Annotated in this window: 14 protein-coding genes and 1 riboswitch; of the genes, 9 read left to right on the top strand and 5 right to left on the bottom strand. The window is 69.0% G+C overall.

The features are described 5' to 3' along the window. Window positions 1–31: 31 nt before the first annotated feature. The 5 genes from AAW14_RS20460 to gcvT form a co-directional block, all read right to left on the bottom strand. Window positions 32–1,591 (bottom strand): S53 family peptidase, encoded by a 1,560-nt coding sequence (locus tag AAW14_RS20460; RefSeq protein WP_265565347.1) that lies wholly within the window; start codon window positions 1,589–1,591, stop codon window positions 32–34. 484 nt (window positions 1,592–2,075) lie between these two features. Next, complete coding sequence (locus AAW14_RS20455; protein WP_265565346.1) at window positions 2,076–3,443, bottom strand: L-serine ammonia-lyase; 1,368 nt, start codon at window positions 3,441–3,443, stop codon at window positions 2,076–2,078. Between the two features lie 74 nt (window positions 3,444–3,517). Beyond that, window positions 3,518–4,780: a serine hydroxymethyltransferase gene (gene glyA, locus AAW14_RS20450; RefSeq protein WP_265565345.1), complete on the bottom strand. Its 1,263-nt coding sequence runs from the start codon at window positions 4,778–4,780 to the stop codon at window positions 3,518–3,520. Window positions 4,781–4,790: 10 nt separating this feature from the next. Then, window positions 4,791–5,168, bottom strand: coding sequence for a glycine cleavage system protein GcvH (gene gcvH, locus AAW14_RS20445; protein ID WP_265565344.1), 378 nt, complete (start codon window positions 5,166–5,168; stop codon window positions 4,791–4,793). Window positions 5,169–5,274: 106 nt separating this feature from the next. Next, complete coding sequence (gene gcvT / locus AAW14_RS20440) at window positions 5,275–6,393, bottom strand: glycine cleavage system aminomethyltransferase GcvT (RefSeq protein WP_265565343.1); 1,119 nt, start codon at window positions 6,391–6,393, stop codon at window positions 5,275–5,277. A gap of 148 nt (window positions 6,394–6,541) precedes the next feature. Continuing rightward, a riboswitch (glycine riboswitch) is annotated at window positions 6,542–6,644 on the bottom strand. Between the two features lie 167 nt (window positions 6,645–6,811). Between gcvT and AAW14_RS20435 the strand changes: the two genes are divergently transcribed. The 9 genes from AAW14_RS20435 (at window position 6,812) to AAW14_RS20395 (ending at window position 17,773) form a co-directional block, all read left to right on the top strand. Beyond that, window positions 6,812–7,486 (top strand): AAA family ATPase, encoded by a 675-nt coding sequence (locus tag AAW14_RS20435; RefSeq protein ID WP_265565342.1) that lies wholly within the window; start codon window positions 6,812–6,814, stop codon window positions 7,484–7,486. A 67-nt stretch (window positions 7,487–7,553) separates the two neighbouring features. After that, window positions 7,554–8,345, top strand: coding sequence for an enhanced serine sensitivity protein SseB (locus tag AAW14_RS20430; RefSeq protein WP_265565341.1), 792 nt, complete (start codon window positions 7,554–7,556; stop codon window positions 8,343–8,345). A 275-nt stretch (window positions 8,346–8,620) separates the two neighbouring features. After that, complete coding sequence (locus AAW14_RS20425) at window positions 8,621–9,421, top strand: enhanced serine sensitivity protein SseB C-terminal domain-containing protein (protein WP_265565340.1); 801 nt, start codon at window positions 8,621–8,623, stop codon at window positions 9,419–9,421. Window positions 9,422–9,749: 328 nt separating this feature from the next. Then, window positions 9,750–10,757, top strand: a complete 1,008-nt coding sequence (locus AAW14_RS20420; RefSeq protein ID WP_265565339.1) for an ABC transporter permease — start codon at window positions 9,750–9,752, stop codon at window positions 10,755–10,757. A gap of 68 nt (window positions 10,758–10,825) precedes the next feature. Continuing rightward, window positions 10,826–12,613 carry an ABC transporter substrate-binding protein gene (locus AAW14_RS20415; protein WP_265565338.1) on the top strand — a complete coding sequence of 596 codons (1,788 nt, stop codon included), beginning with the start codon at window positions 10,826–10,828 and terminating at the stop codon, window positions 12,611–12,613. 109 nt (window positions 12,614–12,722) lie between these two features. Further along, entirely contained in the window at window positions 12,723–13,721 is a 999-nt protein-coding gene (locus AAW14_RS20410; RefSeq protein ID WP_265565337.1) for an ABC transporter permease, read from the top strand. Further along, complete coding sequence (locus AAW14_RS20405; protein WP_265565336.1) at window positions 13,718–14,815, top strand: ABC transporter ATP-binding protein; 1,098 nt, start codon at window positions 13,718–13,720, stop codon at window positions 14,813–14,815. Before AAW14_RS20410 ends, AAW14_RS20405 begins: the two co-directional genes overlap by 4 nt. Before the next feature lie 23 nt (window positions 14,816–14,838). Beyond that, on the top strand, window positions 14,839–16,284 hold the full coding sequence (locus AAW14_RS20400; RefSeq protein ID WP_265565335.1) for an ABC transporter ATP-binding protein: 1,446 nt from the start codon (window positions 14,839–14,841) through the stop codon (window positions 16,282–16,284). Between the two features lie 97 nt (window positions 16,285–16,381). Then, window positions 16,382–17,773: a M1 family metallopeptidase gene (locus tag AAW14_RS20395; RefSeq protein ID WP_265565334.1), complete on the top strand. Its 1,392-nt coding sequence runs from the start codon at window positions 16,382–16,384 to the stop codon at window positions 17,771–17,773. Window positions 17,774–17,839: the final 66 nt, after the last annotated feature.

Here is a 17,839-nt window from a genome sequence, read left to right as displayed (position 1 = left end):
CGTCCGGCGCGCCGCGGTACGAGCCGACTCGCTACACCCGACTCACCAGCTCGGCGCCGACGGGGACGCCGAGGCCGGTGCACGCGTCCCAGCCGGGCGCCGCCCCGTAGTCGCCGATGTCGCCCTCAGTGATGTCCCGGAAGCCGGGGACGGACCCACCAGGCGTGATGCCGGCGTACAGCTGGGGCTGCATGAGGCCGAGAGGCCGGTTTTTCGATTCGGAGAGGCGGGCGACCAGAGCCGCCCACAGCGGAGCCACTGCGCTGGTGCCGCCGAGGGCCGTGTCCTCCCCGTCGATTCGCACCTCGTATCCGGTGTCGCCGTCCGCGTCACCCGCCACATCCGGTATGCCGCGCCAGCCGGTGACACCATCGGAGTTGCCCGCGGCCGCCTGCCAGGAAGGCTGCTCGAAAGCGGTGCTGTAGCCGCCACCACTGGCCCAGCCCTGGCCGTCGTTCCACACGGTCTCCGAGTCGATCGCCCCTGTCCGGGGATCCGCCTCCAGCCGGGTGCCGCCACAGGCGAGGGCATGGGGGCTGGTGGCCGGGAAGTCGGGGTGCGGCCTGCCGTCCGGCACCCCGTCGCTCGCCCCGTGATCGCCCGCGGCCACGCACACGGTCACTCCCAGCGCCGCCGCGTCCGCGAACACGGCGTCCATCGCGTCACGGGCCTGCGGCGACCAGGCGTCCTCCGGCTTGCCCCAGCTGATGCTGAGGGCGGTCGGCGGGGGATCGGCGTACACCGCAGCGCTCACGGCGTCGACGAAGCCCTTGTCGTTGTTCTCGCCGAAGTAGACGATCTGCTGGGCTCCAGGTGCCAGGGCACCGGCCACTTCGATGTCGAGTTGGACCTCGCCGTCGTCGCCGTCCGGGCGTCCGTCGGGCGCGTTCTGCCCGTGGCCCACGCCAACAGCGGTCACGCTCGGCCGAGTCGGCACTCCGAGATCGGCGAAGTAGCTCATCAAGTTCTCCTGGTCGAAGCCGCCACCGAGTTCGACGAGGGCAATTGTTCGACCGGTGCCATCAGTCCCCGGCGGGAACTGGTAGAGACGGCCCAACTCGGCAGGCGAATAGGAGATCCCTTCGCTCCCGGCGTCTCCACGGTGCACGTGAGGGCGCGCCTGAGGGCGATCGTCGAAGCCGAGCACCGCGCTCACGATGCCCTTCCACTCGGGGAGGATCCGCAGCGTGCCCTCCCTCTGGCGGTGCTCAGTCGCCTTGCCGGTGATGGGATCTGTGCTCTTGACCCAGGTGAGCCGTCCAGGATCCACCACGGTCCGCAGTCGGCCAAGGGGCCCGGCGATCTCGACCCGGCGTGATGCCTGGTCCGCCTTCACGACGGTCAGTCCGCGGTCTTGCGCCGTGCGGCATATGAGGTCGATGTCGTCGGGATTCGCGCCGTACCGCTCGGCGAGTTGCGTGCCTGAGACGGTGTCGGATCCTTCGACCAGGCTCTTGGGGATTTCTTCGCGGCGCTTCAGGATCAGGGTGATGTCGATCTGCTGGGCGTCGTCCACCTCGTCGACGGGGCGGGCATCAGGAATCGCCATGCGTTCGCTGCCGCTGAGGGGAACCAGTGATTTCGTTGCCATCGGTCTCACCGATCGTGCGATGGGCGTGCGATTGGGACGGCTGTCCGGCGAAGACCCTTGTACGAGCAGGCCGTCCAGGCCTCGCCGAGTCCGAAAGAGACAGCCTCCGCTGAGGCACATGACCACGCATCACACCGGTCGAAGGCGGAACGCGAAGGAGCGGCGAGGGACGGTCCCGGCCATGGCGTCTTAGGACCAATGTGCCGCACAGGCCGGAGCTCTTTCGTGCCAGACCTCTGGCCCTGACTTCGGTCTCCTACCAATGCCTTCTTCCACGTGACCACGCCATGGCGGCCGACGCAACTCGGCAGGAACTGTGCGCCAACTCCGGCCTCTTCACGTCCCACGAGCTACGCCGCGGCGTACCCGCCCGGACAGACCGGCCGACTGACGACATCCATCTTGCGGGAACTTCACACCGGATGGGCAGAGACGGCCCTGGCAGCACTGAAAGGCACGAGCACGCTGGTCAGGGCCTACATCATCAGCACTCGATGATGTTCACCGCGAGCCCGCCTCGCGCCGTCTCCTTGTACTTCACGCTCATGTCCGCGCCGGTCTCCTTCATGGTCTTGATGACCTTGTCGAGGGAAACCTTGTGGGAACCGTCGCCGCGCATCGCCATACGGGCGGCCGTGACGGCCTTGACCGCCGCCATGCCGTTGCGCTCGATGCACGGGATCTGCACCAGACCGCCGACCGGGTCGCAGGTCAGACCGAGGTTGTGCTCCATACCGATCTCGGCGGCGTTCTCCACCTGTTCGGGAGTGCCGCCCATCACCTCCGCCAGCGCGCCCGCCGCCATCGAGCAGGCCGAGCCGACCTCGCCCTGGCAGCCGACCTCGGCGCCGGAGATGGACGCGTTCTCCTTGAAGAGCATGCCGATCGCGCCCGCGGCGAGCAGGAAGCGGACGACACCGTCCTGGTCCGCGCCCGGCACGAAGTTGACGTAGTAGTGCAGGACCGCCGGGATGATGCCCGCGGCGCCGTTCGTCGGCGCGGTGACCACCCGGCCGCCCGCCGCGTTCTCCTCGTTCACGGCCATCGCGTAGAGCGTGATCCACTCCATCGCGCGGCCCACCGGGTCGCCCTCGGCGCGCAGCTGGCGCGCGGTGACGGCCGCGCGGCGGCGCACCTTGAGCCCGCCGGGCAGGATGCCCTCGCGCGACATGCCGCGCGACACGCACGCCTGCATGACCCCCCAGATGTCCAGCAGCCCGGACCGGATCTCCTCCTCCGTGCGCCATGCCCGCTCGTTCTCCAGCATCAGCGCGGAGATCGACAGGCCTGTGTCCTTCGTCAGGCGCAGCAGTTCGTCGCCCGTGCGGAAGGGGTACTTGAGCACCGTGTCGTCGAGCATGATGCGGTCGGCGCCCACCGCGTCCTCGTCGACGACGAAGCCGCCGCCCACCGAGTAGTACGTCTTCGTGAGCAGCTCGGCACCCGAGGCGTCGTAGGCCCACAGGGTCATGCCGTTCGCGTGGTACGGAAGCGTCTTGCGCCGGTGCAGGACCAGGTCGTCGTCGAAGGCGAACGCTATCTCGCGCTCGCCGAGCAGCCGGAGCGAGCCGGAGGTCTTGATCTCCTCCACCCGCTGGTCGGCCGTCTCCACGTCCACCGTGCGCGGCGAGGAGCCCTCGAGCCCGAGCAGCACCGCCTTGGGCGTGCCATGGCCGTGGCCCGTGGCGCCGAGGGAGCCGTACAGCTCCGCCCGTACCGACGCGGCCTTGTCCAGCAGGCTCTCGTTGCTCAGCCTGCGGGCGAACATGCGCGCCGCACGCATCGGGCCGACCGTGTGGGAGCTGGACGGGCCGATGCCGATCGAGAACAGGTCGAAGACCGAGACGGCCACGGTGACTCCTCAATACGGGGGTGATGCGGGGGCGGGACGCCGCGCCCACCTTCCAGTGTGCGCGGCGTCCTGAATTACTGGGTGAGACCCGCGTACAGCGGGTGCTTGTCGGCCAGGGCCTTGACCCGGGCCTTGAGGGCCTCCGTGTCGTAGGACGGCTTCAGTGCCTCGGCGATGACATCCGCGACCTCGGCGAAGTCCTCGGCCGTGAAGCCGCGGGTCGCCAGGGCGGGCGTGCCGATGCGCAGACCCGAGGTGACCATCGGGGGGCGCGGGTCGTTCGGGATCGCGTTGCGGTTGACCGTGATGCCGACCTCGTGGAGGCGGTCCTCGGCCTGCTGGCCGTCCAGCTCGGAGTTGCGCAGGTCGACCAGGACGAGGTGCACGTCGGTGCCGCCGGACAGGACGTCCACGCCCACGGCCTTGACGTCGTCCTGGACCAGACGCTCGGCGAGGATCCTCGCGCCCTGAAGCGTCCGCCGCTGCCGCTCCTTGAACTCCTCCGAGGCCGCGACCTTGAAGGCGACTGCCTTGGCGGCGATCACATGCTCCAGCGGACCACCCTGCTGACCGGGGAAGACGGCGGAGTTGATCTTCTTCGCCAGCTCGGCCGTCGTCAGGATGACGCCACCGCGCGGGCCGCCCAGCGTCTTGTGTGTCGTGGTGGTGACCACATGGGCGTGCGGGACGGGGTTCGGGTGCAGGCCCGCCGCCACCAGTCCGGCGAAGTGCGCCATGTCGACCATCAGGTACGCGCCGACCTCGTCCGCGATCCGGCGGAAGGCGGCGAAGTCCAGCTGACGCGGATAGGCCGACCAGCCGGCCACGATCAGCTTCGGCCGGGACTCCTTGGCCAGGCGCTCCACCTGGTCCATGTCGACGACACCGTCGTCACCGACGTGGTAGGCGACCACGTTGTAGAGCTTGCCGGAGAAGTTGATCTTCATTCCGTGGGTCAGGTGCCCGCCGTGCGCGAGGTTCAGACCCATGATCGTGTCGCCGGGCTGCAGCAGCGCGAACATCGCGGCCGCGTTGGCCTGCGCGCCCGAGTGCGGCTGCACATTGGCGTGCTCGGCGCCGAAGAGCTCCTTGATGCGGTCGATGGCGATCTGCTCGACCACGTCGACGTGCTCACAGCCGCCGTAGTAGCGGCGGCCCGGGTAGCCCTCGGCGTACTTGTTGGTGAGGACCGAGCCCTGGGCCTCCATGACCGCGACCGGGGCGAAGTTCTCCGAGGCGATCATCTCGAGGGTGGACTGCTGACGGTGCAGCTCGGCATCGACAGCCGCGGCGACGTCCGGGTCGAGCTCGTGCAGGGGCGTGTTCAGAAGCGACATGCGGGACTCCTCAGCCGGCGGAAAAGGCGGTGTACTCGTCGGCGGAGAGCAGGTCGTCCGGCATCTCCGCAACACGTACCTTGAACAGCCAGCCGCCCTCGAACGGGGCGGAGTTCACCAGCGACGGGTCGTTGACCACGTCCTCGTTGACCTCCGTGACCTCGCCGGTGACCGGGGAGTAGAGGTCGCTGACCGACTTGGTCGACTCCAGTTCGCCGCAGGTCTCGCCCGCGCTCACCGTGTCACCGGCCTCCGGGAGCTGGACGAACACGACGTCGCCGAGCGCGTTGGCCGCGTGCTCCGTGATGCCGACCGTCGCGACGCCGTCCTCGGCGTCCGACAGCCACTCGTGCTCCTTGCTGTAGCGCAGCTGCTGGGGGTTGCTCATGGCCTGAATTCTCCTGTACGCGGGGGAGTGGTGAAGGGGGGACTGCTGGAGACGCTCGTGAGCAGGGCGGGCGTGCGCAGTGTCACGTCCTGCCCGCGCCCAGTCTCTACTTCTGGCGCTTGTAGAACGGCAGAGCCACGACCTCGTACGGCTCGTGGCTGCCCCGGATGTCCACCCCGACCCCGGGCGTACCCGGCGCGGAGTGCGCGGCGTCGACGTACGCCATCGCGATCGGCCTGCCCAGCGTGGGGGAGGGTGCCCCGGAGGTGACCTCGCCGATGACCTCACCGCCCGCGACCACCGAGTACCCGGCACGCGGGACGCGCCGGCCCTCGGCGACCAGGCCGACCAGGACGCGCGGCGGGTTCTCCTGAGCCCGGGCAGCGGCCTCCCGGAGGGCCGTGCGCCCGACGAAGTCGCCCTCCTTCTCGAACTTCACGACCCGGCCGAGCCCGGCGTCGAAAGGAGTCAGTGAGGTGCCGAGCTCGTGCCCGTACAGCGGCATGCCCGCCTCCAGGCGCAGTGTGTCCCGGCAGGACAGTCCGCAGGGGGCGAGCCCGACGGGCGTGCCCGCCTCGGTGAGCGCCTGCCACAGCTTCTCGGCGTCGGACGGCGCGACGAACAGCTCGAAGCCGTCCTCGCCGGTGTAGCCGGTGCGCGCGATCAGCGCCGGGACGCCGGCGACCGTGCCGGGCAGGCCCGCGTAGTACTTCAGACCGTCCAGGTCGGCGTCGGTCAGGGACTTCAGGATGCCGGGGGACTCGGGGCCCTGGACGGCGATCAGCGCATAGGCGTCCCGGTCGTCGCGCACCTCGGCGTCGAAACCGGAGGACCGCTCCACCAGCGCGTCCAGCACCACCTGGGCGTTGGAGGCGTTGGCGACGACCATGTACTCCCGCTCTCCGAGCCGGTACACGATCAGGTCGTCGAGGATGCCGCCGTCCTCCCGGCAGATCATGGTGTAGCGGGCGCGGCCGACGCCGACGGATCCGATGTTGCCGACCAGGGCGTAATCGAGGAGCCGGTCCGCCTCGGACCCGGTCACGGTGATCTCGCCCATGTGCGAGAGGTCGAAGAGGCCCGCCTTCGTACGGACGGCGACGTGCTCGTCGCGCTCGGAGCCGTACCGCAGGGGCATGTCCCAGCCGGCGAAGTCGGTCATCGTCGCGCCGAGCGAACGATGCAGGGCATCGAGCGCGGTACGGCGCAGGGGGCTACTGCTCATCGGTTGTGCTCCCAGGACAGGACGGGCGAGGGCGTTCCTCCCCATCTGTCATCGGAACCTGAGAGGTTCGCCATGACTCCCCGCGGCGGGTCGTCACGGCTTGCACCTTGGGTGGAGCCGGCAGAAGCGGCCCGCTTTCCAGATGTGCCTCGCCCGCGCGGTATCGGGGACCTGAGAGATTCAAGGGAGGGACTTGCTCCTTCGGCGTCCGGGCGGCACGTACGTACCCGGAACTCTCCCGCGCGGATTCAAGCGGCCGGTATGCAGTTGGCGCGCACATCATTGCACGCATCGCCCGATCGTGGCAGGCCGCATCCGTAACCGTGCTGTGGCGGTACCCGAACGAAATCGAGAGACGGATTCATTACCTTCTCTTTACGGTCGGTGGGGAGGGACTTCCGGAACCAAGGGGAGGGCGATGACGGTGAACAGGACGACGGCGTACGCCACGACCACGGGCATCACGGTGCCCAAGACGGAGGGAGCGGCGGCACGGGAGGTCCCCGGAGCGCTGCGGCCCGCCGTGGTGCGCGATCTGCGCGATCGCGGAGGGCACAGTCCGTACGGACTCACCTTCGGCGGGGGCGACCTCGTCGTGATCACCGGTCTGCCCGGCAGCGGCAAGTCCACGCTCATGCGGCGCGCCGTGCGGGGCGTCCGGGTCGACTCCCAGGACGCCCGAGACCGCTGGGACACGCGCCTGGCCCGCTTCCTTCCGTATGCGGTCTACCGTCCTCTCGTCCGCCTCGCCCACTACGCGGGCCTGCGCCGCGCCCTGCGCGCCGGCACCGGAGTCGTCGTGCACGACTGCGGTGCGCAGAGCTGGGTGCGGGGCTGGCTGGCGCGGGAGGCCCGCCGCCGCGGCGGCACGCTCCATCTGCTCCTGCTCGACGTCACCCCGGACACGGCCATGGCAGGCCAGCGGGAGCGCGGCCGCGGCGTCTCGCGCTACGCGTTCCTGAGGCACCGCCGGACCACCCGGGGCCTGCTGCGCTGCGTCGAGCGGGGCTCGCTGCCCCAGGGCTGCGGATCGGCGGTGCTGCTCGACCGGGACGCGGCGGACGTGCTGCGCAGGATCGACTTCGAGGGCTGAGTGACCGTGCGGGCACACCCGTTAGCCTTTTCAGCCACAGCAGTGGTTCCGAGCAGACGGTAGGCAGATGGACTTCCCGGCGGACCTTCCCGCGGACTTCCCCGCACAGGCACACCCCCATCCGCACGGCGGATGGCCGGGCAACGAGCTGGAGGAGGTGCTGTCCGCCTCTCTCGGCGTCCCCTCGGCCGCTGCCCGCATCATCGAGGTCCTCGGCCGCAGCTTCCTCTGGGTGCCGTTGCCGGGCGGCGGCGGCCCGCACGGCGGTCCCCTCGACCTGCCCACGCTTCAGATCGCGGGCCAGGCGTACGTCCCGGTGTTCAGCTCGGAGGAGCAGTTCCGCCAGGTCGTCGGCAACCACATGTCGTACACGATCGCGCCCGCCGTGGAGTTCGCCCGGGGGCTGCCCCCGCAGGTCGGCGTCGCGGTCAACCCGGACGGTGTGGTCGGGGTTCCGCTGCCGCCGGAGGCGGTGGCCGAGCTGTGCCGCGTGGGGCGCACCCCGCTGGACGGGCCGGCGAGCGGCGGTCGTGTCCGCCTCTTCGAGCCCGACTGGCAGGACGACCCGGTGGACTTCCTCGCCGCCGCGTCGGCCGAGTTCGCGGCGACCGGCGTGGTGCTCACGGCTCGCCGCTGCCTGGCCGCGATCGAGACCGCCGACCCGGTGATGTTCATCGGCGTCGAGCTCTCCTCCTGGGAGGCGGACGCGCGCACGCTCCCGCTGGACGCGCTCGGCCGGGCGCTCGGCAAGGTGCCGGTGAACACCCCCGTCAACATGGTCTTCATGGACGTGGCCCAGGACCCGGTGGGGGACTGGCTGCGGGAGCGGGTACGGCCCTTCTACCAGCAGGGTTACTGAACCGGCCGGAGGCGGGGTGCGCCGTCCCCGGGGGATGCGGGGTGACGCGCGTCAAGTTGCTGTCAGGATGGCGCCTTAACCTGGTTTCATGGCCGGAGCGGAGCGAGCCCGCTTCCGGCCGTGGGGGGCCGGCCCGCGGCGGCGCCGCCAAGTGCCACGGGGGTCCCCGGACAGGGGAGAATGGCTCGGTCGGGGTGGTGCGGCTGGAATCCGCCCGCAACGCACCGGAGACATCCGTCGGGGTTGTCAGGTCTGTCGTGAAGGGGCGGTAGAGGGTGAGCGCGTCGGGCACGGCCGCGGCCGGGCAGGTCGAGCACATGCTGCGCCAGGTGACACCCGGGCGTTACGACGCCTACGAGGCGCTCCTCCGCGCGCTCGCGACCCCGTCGTCCGGCCAGGTCTGGATGCTGCTCTGGCACGGCCAGGCCGGCTCGCCCGACGCCCAGTACGGCACCATGGAAGTGGACGGCTACGGCTACGCGCCCTGCGTCACCTCCGCCCAGGAACTCTCGGTCAGCGGCTGGAACCGGTCGTACGAGGTGGTCGACGGCCTCGACGTGGCCCGCACCCTCTACCCGGATCACCACGGCCTGTGGCTGAACCCGCATGCGCCGGGCGGTGGCGTCGGGATCCCCTGGCTGGACCTGCGCCGTATCGCCACCGGTCTGGAGCGCCAGCCCGCGGGACCGCTGATGCTGTCCGAACCGGCCATCCAGATCCCGCAGTTCTACGCCCTCCTCGCCCAGAACGCGCACCGCACGCCTGCCGTGCGCTCCCTGCGCCGTGCCTGGGTGCAGCCCGCCCTCGGCGCGCCCTATCTGGCGATCGGCCTGGACGTGTACGACACCTCGCCGCCCGCCGTGGACTCGGTGCGCGCGATGATGCAGCAGTCCATCGTGGCCGTGCCCGAGGGACTGCCGGTGTCGACCGTCGCGATGTCCGACGAGTACGACCCGGTGGTGATGTGGCTGCGCGCCGGCGCCCGGCCCTTCTACGACCGTGAGGCCCAGGCGGCCCCGGTGCAGGCTCCCGCTGCGGGCGGCTACGGTTATCCGCCGGCCCGCGGCGGCTACTGAAACCCGGGCCGACGCTCCTGGCGGGGCCGCCGGTCCGGGCACCGGAAAGCCCTCTGCGCGCGTAGATCTGGGGTGAATTACCCACATATTGCCGGTTGTGTCCTAATTGACACCCGTCCGACCCCCGCTACCCACTGTCCGGATAACGGAACCCTCCTGCCCGGATCACGTTTACGCATCCATTCCCCGTCAAGTCTGGCAACAGATCGCCAAAGCGTTGAAGACTCCCGCTCCAAGGGGCCTTCGCCCCTGTGTACGACGGACTGATCATGCCGCCACAGCGGCAAGTGCGCGCCGGTCACCGCCGGTTGAGAGGGGTCCCTGCCAGATGACGGCACCATTGCACGAGCCGACCGCGGAAGCGGCCCCGAGCGCGGCCGATGAAGCGGCGGTAGCCAGCGCCGATGCCAAGGCCGTACAGGGACGTTCCCTGGGGCGGATCGCCTGGGAGCGCCTCAAGCGGGACAAGCTCGCCCTGTCGGGCGGCATCATTGTGCTGTTGCTCATCGCGGTCGCGATCCTCGCGCCCGTGATCGCGCACGCGGTCGGCCAGGACCCGGAGCTCCACCACGAGGACCTGATCGACCCGCTCTTCGGCACCCCCAAGGGTTCCCTGGGCGGACTGAGTGGCAGCCACCTCTTCGGCGTGGAACCGGTCAGCGGCCGCGACATCTTCGCCCGTATCGTCTACGGCGCCCAGATCTCGCTGCTCGTCGGCTTCCTGTCCGCGGTGGTCGCCGTCGTTCTCGGTACCGTCCTGGGCATCCTGGCCGGCTTCTTCGGCGGCTGGGTGGACTCGGTCATCAGCCGGGTGATGGACGGCCTGCTCGCCTTCCCGCAGCTGCTCTTCATCATCGCGCTGGTGTCGGTCATGCCGAACCAGATGCTCGGCCTGACCGGCACGGGTGTGCGTGTCTTCGTGATGATCCTGGTCATCGGTTTCTTCGGCTGGCCCTACATCGGCCGCGTGGTGCGCGGCCAGACGCTCTCCCTGCGCGAACGCGAGTACGTCGAGGCCGCCCGCTCGCTCGGTGCCGGGCGCCTTTACATCCTCTTCAAGGAGCTGCTGCCCAACCTCGTGGCCCCCATCATCGTGTACACGACGATGATGATCCCGACCAACATCCTCACGGAGGCGGCGCTCAGCTTCCTCGGCGTCGGCGTCAAGCCGCCGACCGCCTCCTGGGGGCAGATGCTCTCGAACGCGATCGACTACTACGACTCGGACCCCATGTACATGGTGGTCCCCGGTGTGGCGATCTTCATCACCGTCCTTGCCTTCAACCTTTTCGGCGACGGCGTGCGCGATGCGCTGGATCCCAAGGGCTCCCGCTGAACTGCCGTACCCCCCAGCGACCCGTGCACCCACACGGGGTCTCTCATCTATCCGGAGGATCCGAGAACGTGACTACCCAACGCACCTCAGGGCGGCGTAAGCAGGCCATGGCCGCTGCCGCCGTGGTCGCGGCGCTGCTGACCACGGCGGCGTGCGGCGGCGGCAACAGTGGCGATTCGAAGAACGGCGCGGCCGGCTTCGACGCGGCCAACAACAAGGTCGCCCAGGCATCCGCAGCCAAGAAGGGCGGCACGCTGAAGTTCGGCGCCGCCCAGGACGCCGACTCGTGGGACACCACGCGCGGCTACTACGGCTTCATGTGGGACTTCGCCCGCTACTACAGCCGCCAGCTCGTCACGGACAAGACGGAGCCGGGCAAGGCCGGCGCCCAGCTGACCCCGGACCTCGCCACCGGTCTCGCCAAGGTCAGCGACGGCGGCAAGACCTACACGTACACGCTGCGTGACGGGGTCAGCTGGGAGGACGGCAAGCCGATCACCTCCAAGGACGTCAAGTACGGCATCGAGCGCGTCTGGGCGCAGGACGTGCTGTCCGGCGGCCCGACCTACCTGAAGGACGTCCTGGACCCGGACGGCAAGTACCAGGGCCCCTACAAGGACACCAGCGCGGACCACCTGGGCCTGAAGGCGATCGACACGCCGGACGACAAGACCGTCGTCTTCCACCTGCCGAAGGCCAACTCGGACTTCGAGGAGATGCTGTCGCTGGTCTCGGCCTCCCCGGTCCGCCAGGACATGGACACCAAGTCCAAGTACGGTCTGCACCCGTTCTCCTCGGGCCCGTACAAGTTCCAGTCGTACAACCCGGGCAAGGACCTGACCCTGGTCCGTAACACCAACTGGAAGCAGGCCTCGGACCCGATCCGCAAGGCCTACCCGGACCAGATCTCGATCAAGTTCTTCTCGAACGCGAACGACCTGGACCAGCGCCTGATCGCCGGCGACTACGACCTGGACCTGAACCAGACCGGCATGTCCCCGCAGGGCCGCACCACCGCCCTGAAGGAGCACAAGGGCAACCTGGACAACCCGGTCTCCGGCTACATCCGCTACGCGGTCTTCCCGCAGACCGTGAAGCCGTTCGACAACATCCACTGCCGCAACGCCGTGATCTACGGCGCGGACCACGTGTCGCTGCAGACGGCGCGCGGCGGCCCGGTCGCCGGCGGTGACATCGGCACCAACATGCTGCCTCCGTCCGTGGCGGGTGGCGAGGGCCAGAAGTACGACCCGTTCGGGCTCGCCGGCGCCAACAAGAACGGCAACGTGGCGAAGGCCAAGGAGGAACTGAAGGCCTGCGGTCAGCCGAACGGCTTCAGCACCACCATCGCCGTCCGCAACAACAAGCCGGTCGAGGTCGCCACGGCCGAGTCGCTCCAGGCGTCGCTGAAGAAGATCGGCGTCAACGCCCAGATCGACCAGTTCGACGGTTCGCAGACCACCGGCATCATCGGTAGCCCCGCCAACGTGCAGAAGAAGGGCTACGGCATCATCATCATGGGCTGGGGCCCCGACTTCCCGTCGGTCCAGGGCTTCGGTCTGCCGCTGTGGGACAGCAAGTACATCCTGCCGAGCGGCAACAACAACTACGCCATGATCAAGGACACGGCCATCGACGGCCTGTTCGACCAGTACGTCAACTCGCTCGACGACTCGAAGAAGACCGAGATCGCCACGCAGATCAACCACAAGGTCATGGAGGGCGGCTACTACCTGCCCTTCGTCTTCGAGCGGTTCATCAACTGGCGCTCGGACCGACTGTCGAACGTCTACACGTCGGACGCGTACAGCGGCATGTACGACTTCGTCAACCTCGGTCTGAAGTCCACGAAGTAAACCCGGCACACCCGCCGTACGGCACGAAAGGCAGGTGAAGGCCGGCGCGGCGTGACCGCGGGCCCCCGGACGACCTCCGGGGCCCGCGGTCCGCGGCGGGCCGTAAGCTGTGCTCGCTTACCTCATCAGGCGGCTGTTCGCCGCCGCAGTGATGCTGCTGGTCATCATCCTGGTGGTCTTCAGCATCTTCTTCCTCGTCCCCAAGTGGGCGGGCGTCGACGTCGCCACGAGCTTCGTGGGCAAGCAGGCCGACCCGGCCGCCGTGCAGGCGGTGCGGGAGAAGCTGGGCCTGAGTGACCCGATCTACTCCCAGGTCTGGGAGTTCTTCAAGGGCATCTTCGCCGGCCGTACCTATGCGGCGGGTGGCGACGTCACCCGCTGTGCCGCGCCGTGCTTCGGCTACTCCTTCCGCAGCGAACAGGCCGTGTGGCCGGTGCTGACCGACCGCTTCCCGGTGACCCTGGGTCTTGCGCTCGGCGCGGCCGTGCTGTGGCTGGTCTTCGGTGTCGCGGCGGGCGTGCTCTCCGCTCTCAAGCGGGGCAGCCTGTGGGACCGCGGCGCGATGGTCGTCGCCCTCGGCGGTGTGTCGCTCCCCATCTACTTCACCGGCCTGCTCTCGCTGGCGATCTTCAGTTACGGACTGAAGTGGATCGACGCCCAGTACGTCCCGATCGGCCAGAGCTTCACCGGCTGGATCGGAGGCATGATCCTGCCCTGGATCACCCTCGCCTTCCTCTACGCGGCGATGTATGCGCGCATCACCCGCGCCACCATGCTGGAGATCCTCGGCGAGGACTACATCCGCACCGCCCGCGCCAAGGGCCTGCGCGAGCAGACGGTCATCGGCAAGCACGCCATGCGCTCCACGATGACGCCCATCCTGACCATGCTCGGCATGGACCTGGGAGCCCTGATCGGCGGCGCGATCCTGACCGAGACCACCTTCAGCCTGCCCGGCCTCGGCCAGAAGGTGCTCGACGCCATCAAGAACCAGGACCTGCCCTTCATCCTGGGCGTCACCCTGATCACTTCTCTCGCGGTGCTCATCGCCAACCTCGTGGTGGACATCCTGTACGCCGTGATCGACCCCCGAGTGAGGCTCACATGACCGAACCCAGCAAGATCGGAGCGGCCGTGAGCGAGCCCGTGAGCGACTCGCCCGCCCCCAGCTCCTTCCTCGAAGTCCGCGATCTTAAGGTGCACTTCCCGACCGACGACGGCCTGGTCAAGTCCGTCGACGGGCTCAGCTTCACGCTGGAGAAGGGCAAGACCCTCGGCATCGTGGGCGAGTCGGGCTCCGGCAAGTCGGTGACCTCGCTCGGCATCATGGGTCTGCACACCGCCGGCCAGTACGGCAAGCGCAAGGCGCAGATTTCCGGCGAGATCTGGCTGAACGGCACCGAGCTGCTGTCCGCCGACCCCGAGCATGTGCGCAAGCTGCGGGGCCGTGAGATGGCGATGATCTTCCAGGATCCGCTGTCCGCGCTGCACCCGTACTACACGATCGGCCAGCAGATCGTGGAGGCGTACCGCATCCACCACGACGTCGACAAGAAGACCGCCCGCAAGCGGGCGATCGAGATGCTCGACCGAGTGGGCATCCCGCAGCCGGACAAGCGGGTCGACAACTACCCGCACGAGTTCTCAGGCGGTATGCGCCAGCGCGCGATGATCGCGATGTCGCTGGTCAACAACCCCGAGCTGCTCATCGCGGACGAGCCGACGACCGCACTGGACGTGACCGTCCAGGCGCAGATCCTCGACCTCATCCGGGATCTGCAGAAGGAGTTCGGCTCGGCGGTCATCATCATCACCCACGACCTGGGCGTCGTCGCCGAGCTGGCCGACGACATCCTGGTGATGTACGGCGGGCGCTGCGTCGAGCGCGGCCCGGCCGAGAAGGTGTTCTACGAGCCCCGCCACCCCTACACCTGGGGTCTGCTCGGCTCGATGCCGCGACTCGACCGCGAGCAGCAGGAGCGCCTCATCCCGGTCAAGGGCTCGCCGCCCTCATTGATCAACATCCCGTCCGGCTGTGCCTTCAACCCGCGCTGCCCGTACGCGGACCTCCCGAAGGACAACGTCACCCGCACGGTCCGTCCCGAGCTGACCGAGGTCGGCAGCAAGCACTGGGCCGCCTGCCACATGACGCAGGAGCAGCGGGAGCGTATCTGGACCGAAGAGATTGCGCCGAAGCTGTGAGCGAGAACCCCAAAGACGCGGCAGTGAAGATTCCTGCGCAGAGCGACGGTGCCACTCTCACCAAGGACGCCGCACCCGGCGAGACCCTGCTGAAGGTGACCGGGCTCCAGAAGCACTTCCCCATCCGCAAGGGCCTGTTCCAGCGGCAGGTGGGCGCGGTGCACGCGGTCGACGGCCTCGACTTCGAGGTCCGGGCCGGTGAGACCCTCGGTGTGGTGGGCGAGTCGGGCTGCGGCAAGTCGACGATGGGCCGGCTCATCACCCGTCTTCTCGAGCCGACCGGCGGCACGATCGAGTTCGAGGGCAAGGACATCACGCACCTCGGGGTGGGCGGCATGCGCCCGCTGCGCCGCGATGTGCAGATGATCTTCCAGGACCCGTACTCGTCGCTCAACCCGCGCCACACCATCGGCACCATCGTGGGCGCTCCCTTCCGGCTCCAGGGCGTCACGCCCGAGGGCGGCGTCAAGAAGGAAGTGCAGCGGCTGCTGTCGGTCGTGGGTCTCAACCCCGAGCACTACAACCGCTATCCGCACGAGTTCTCCGGCGGCCAGCGCCAGCGCATCGGCATCGCCCGCGCGCTCGCGCTCAACCCGAAGCTGGTCGTGGCCGACGAGCCGGTCTCCGCGCTCGACGTGTCGATCCAGGCGCAGGTCGTCAACCTGCTCGACGACCTCCAGGAGGAGCTCGGCCTCACGTACGTGATCATCGCGCACGACCTGTCGGTCGTCCGGCACGTCTCGGACCGGATCGCGGTGATGTACCTGGGCAAGATCGTCGAGCTGGCCGACCGCGACTCGCTGTACAAGGCGCCGATGCACCCGTACACCAAGGCGCTGATGTCGGCGGTGCCGATCCCGGACCCCTCGCGGAAGTCGGCGAAGAGCGAGCGCATCCTGCTCAAGGGCGACGTCCCCTCGCCGATCGAGCCGCCGAGCGGCTGCCGCTTCCACACGCGGTGCTGGAAGGCGACGGAGATCTGCCGGACGACCGAGCCGCTGCTGCTCGAGCTGAAGCCCGGGCAGCGGGTGGCCTGTCACCACCCGGAGAACTTCGAGGACCAGGCCCCGCAGGACACGGTTCTGCTGTCCGACGCCAAGGAGGCGGCGGAGCTGGTGCCGGACGCCGTTCTGGAGGAGTCGGCGGAGACGTCGGCGGCGGTGGCCGCGGAGGTGGAGGCCGAGGCTTCCGCCAAGCAGGCGGCCGAGGAGTCCGCCGAGGCTGCTGCCTCCGAGGGGCCTGCTGCCTCCGAGGGGCCTGCTGCCTCCGAGGAGCCTGCGGTCGCTGCCGACGAGCCTGAGGATGCTTCCGAGGAGCCCGAGGCAGCCGCCGAGAAGCCCGCGACCCCCGAGAAGCCCGCTGCCGAGAAGCCCGCGGCTGCCGAGGAGGGTGCCTCCGAGGACGGTGCCTCGGAGGACGGTGCCTCCGAGGACGCGGAAGCCGACCGTCAGGAGTCAACCGAGAAGTAGCACGTGACGAGTTGGCAAAGTCATGTGCATGACCGAACGGGAGAGCGCAGAGTCTGGCGTGTCCGTCTGATCGACAGCACGCTCGAAGGGACGACTCATGGCACTCTCCCGTTCGGCACGCTTAGGGGCCCTCACCGCCGCCGCGGCCTCCTTCCTCGTCATCGCCGCCTCCCCCGCCCCGTCCCCCGGCGCCCCCGGTATCGGCGACCCCTATTTCCCGCAGCTCGGCAACGGCGGCTTCGACGCCCGTCACTACGCCCTGGACGTCTCCTACGACCCGGGCACCGCCCGCCTCGACGGCCGTACGACGATCACGGCCCGCGCCACCCAGAGCCTGACCTCCTTCGACCTCGACCTGCAGAAGCTGGAGGTCACGAGGATCGAGGTCAACGGCAGACGCGCCGCGTTCACGCGCGAGGGTGATGAGATCCGCATCACCCCGCGTGGCGTCCTCCGCAAGGGCAGGGACTTCACGGTCACCGTCACCTACGGCGGTGTTCCCCAGCCGCTCAGCGGCCCCATTGTGTTCGGCTCCAAGTACGGGTGGATGAAGACCACCGACGGCGTCTTCGTCGCCTGCGAGCCCAACGCCGCCTCCACCTGGTTCCCGTCCAGCGACCACCCTTCCGACAAGGCCACCTACGACATCCGCATCACGGCGCCCAAGGGCCTGACCGCGGTCTCCAACGGCAGGCTGGTCTCGACGTACGACAAGGGCGGCCGGACGGTCACCCACTGGCGGGAGTCCAGGCCGATGGCCACGTACCTGGCGACGGCGACCATCGGCAAGTTCGACGTGCGGACCGGGAGGACCCCGTCGGGGATCCCGATCTACGTCGCCATCGACCCCGCTCTGGCGCACAGCAACACCGTCGACGTGTACGCCGTCACCGCAGAGGCCACCGACTACTGGTCGAAGGTCTTCGGCCCGTACCCCTTCGAGGAGACCGGTGCCATCGTCGACGACATGCCCGAGGCCGGATTCTCCCTGGAGGTCCAGTCGAAGCCCGCGTACTCGGCCGTGCGCAACGAGACGACGATCGTGCACGAGCTGGCCCACCAGTGGTTCGGCGACTCGGTCTCGGTCGAGCGATGGAAGGACATCTGGCTCAACGAGGGCTTCGCGACCTACGCCCAGTGGCTGTGGGCCGAGCACAAGGGCACCCGCTCGGCGCACGACTCCTTCCTGGCGGCGTACGGCGCCCGCCAGTCCGACACCGCGTTCTGGCAGATCAAGGTGGCGGACCCGCAGCGCGACACCATGTTCGCCTCCGCGGTCTACGAGCGGGGCGCGATGACGCTCCAGGCGCTCCGCGAGCGCATCGGCGACACCGCGTTCTTCAGGCTCCTGCCCGCCTGGACGGCGCTGCACCGGTACGGCAACGCCGGCACCGAGGACTTCATCCGGCTCGCAGAGAAGGTCTCGGGACGGAAGCTGGGCGACCTGTTCCAGAAGTGGATCTTCACGACCGGGAGACCCGCCCTGTAACCTCGGCGTTCCCACGTCTTGGCCTTGCTTTGTAAGGCGTGCACCCTTTGATGGGTCAGAATATAA

The organism is Streptomyces hygroscopicus (genome assembly GCF_026168105.1).
Classification (GTDB): domain Bacteria; phylum Actinomycetota; class Actinomycetes; order Streptomycetales; family Streptomycetaceae; genus Streptomyces; species Streptomyces hygroscopicus_D.
This window is presented reverse-complemented; position numbering and strand designations above follow the sequence as displayed.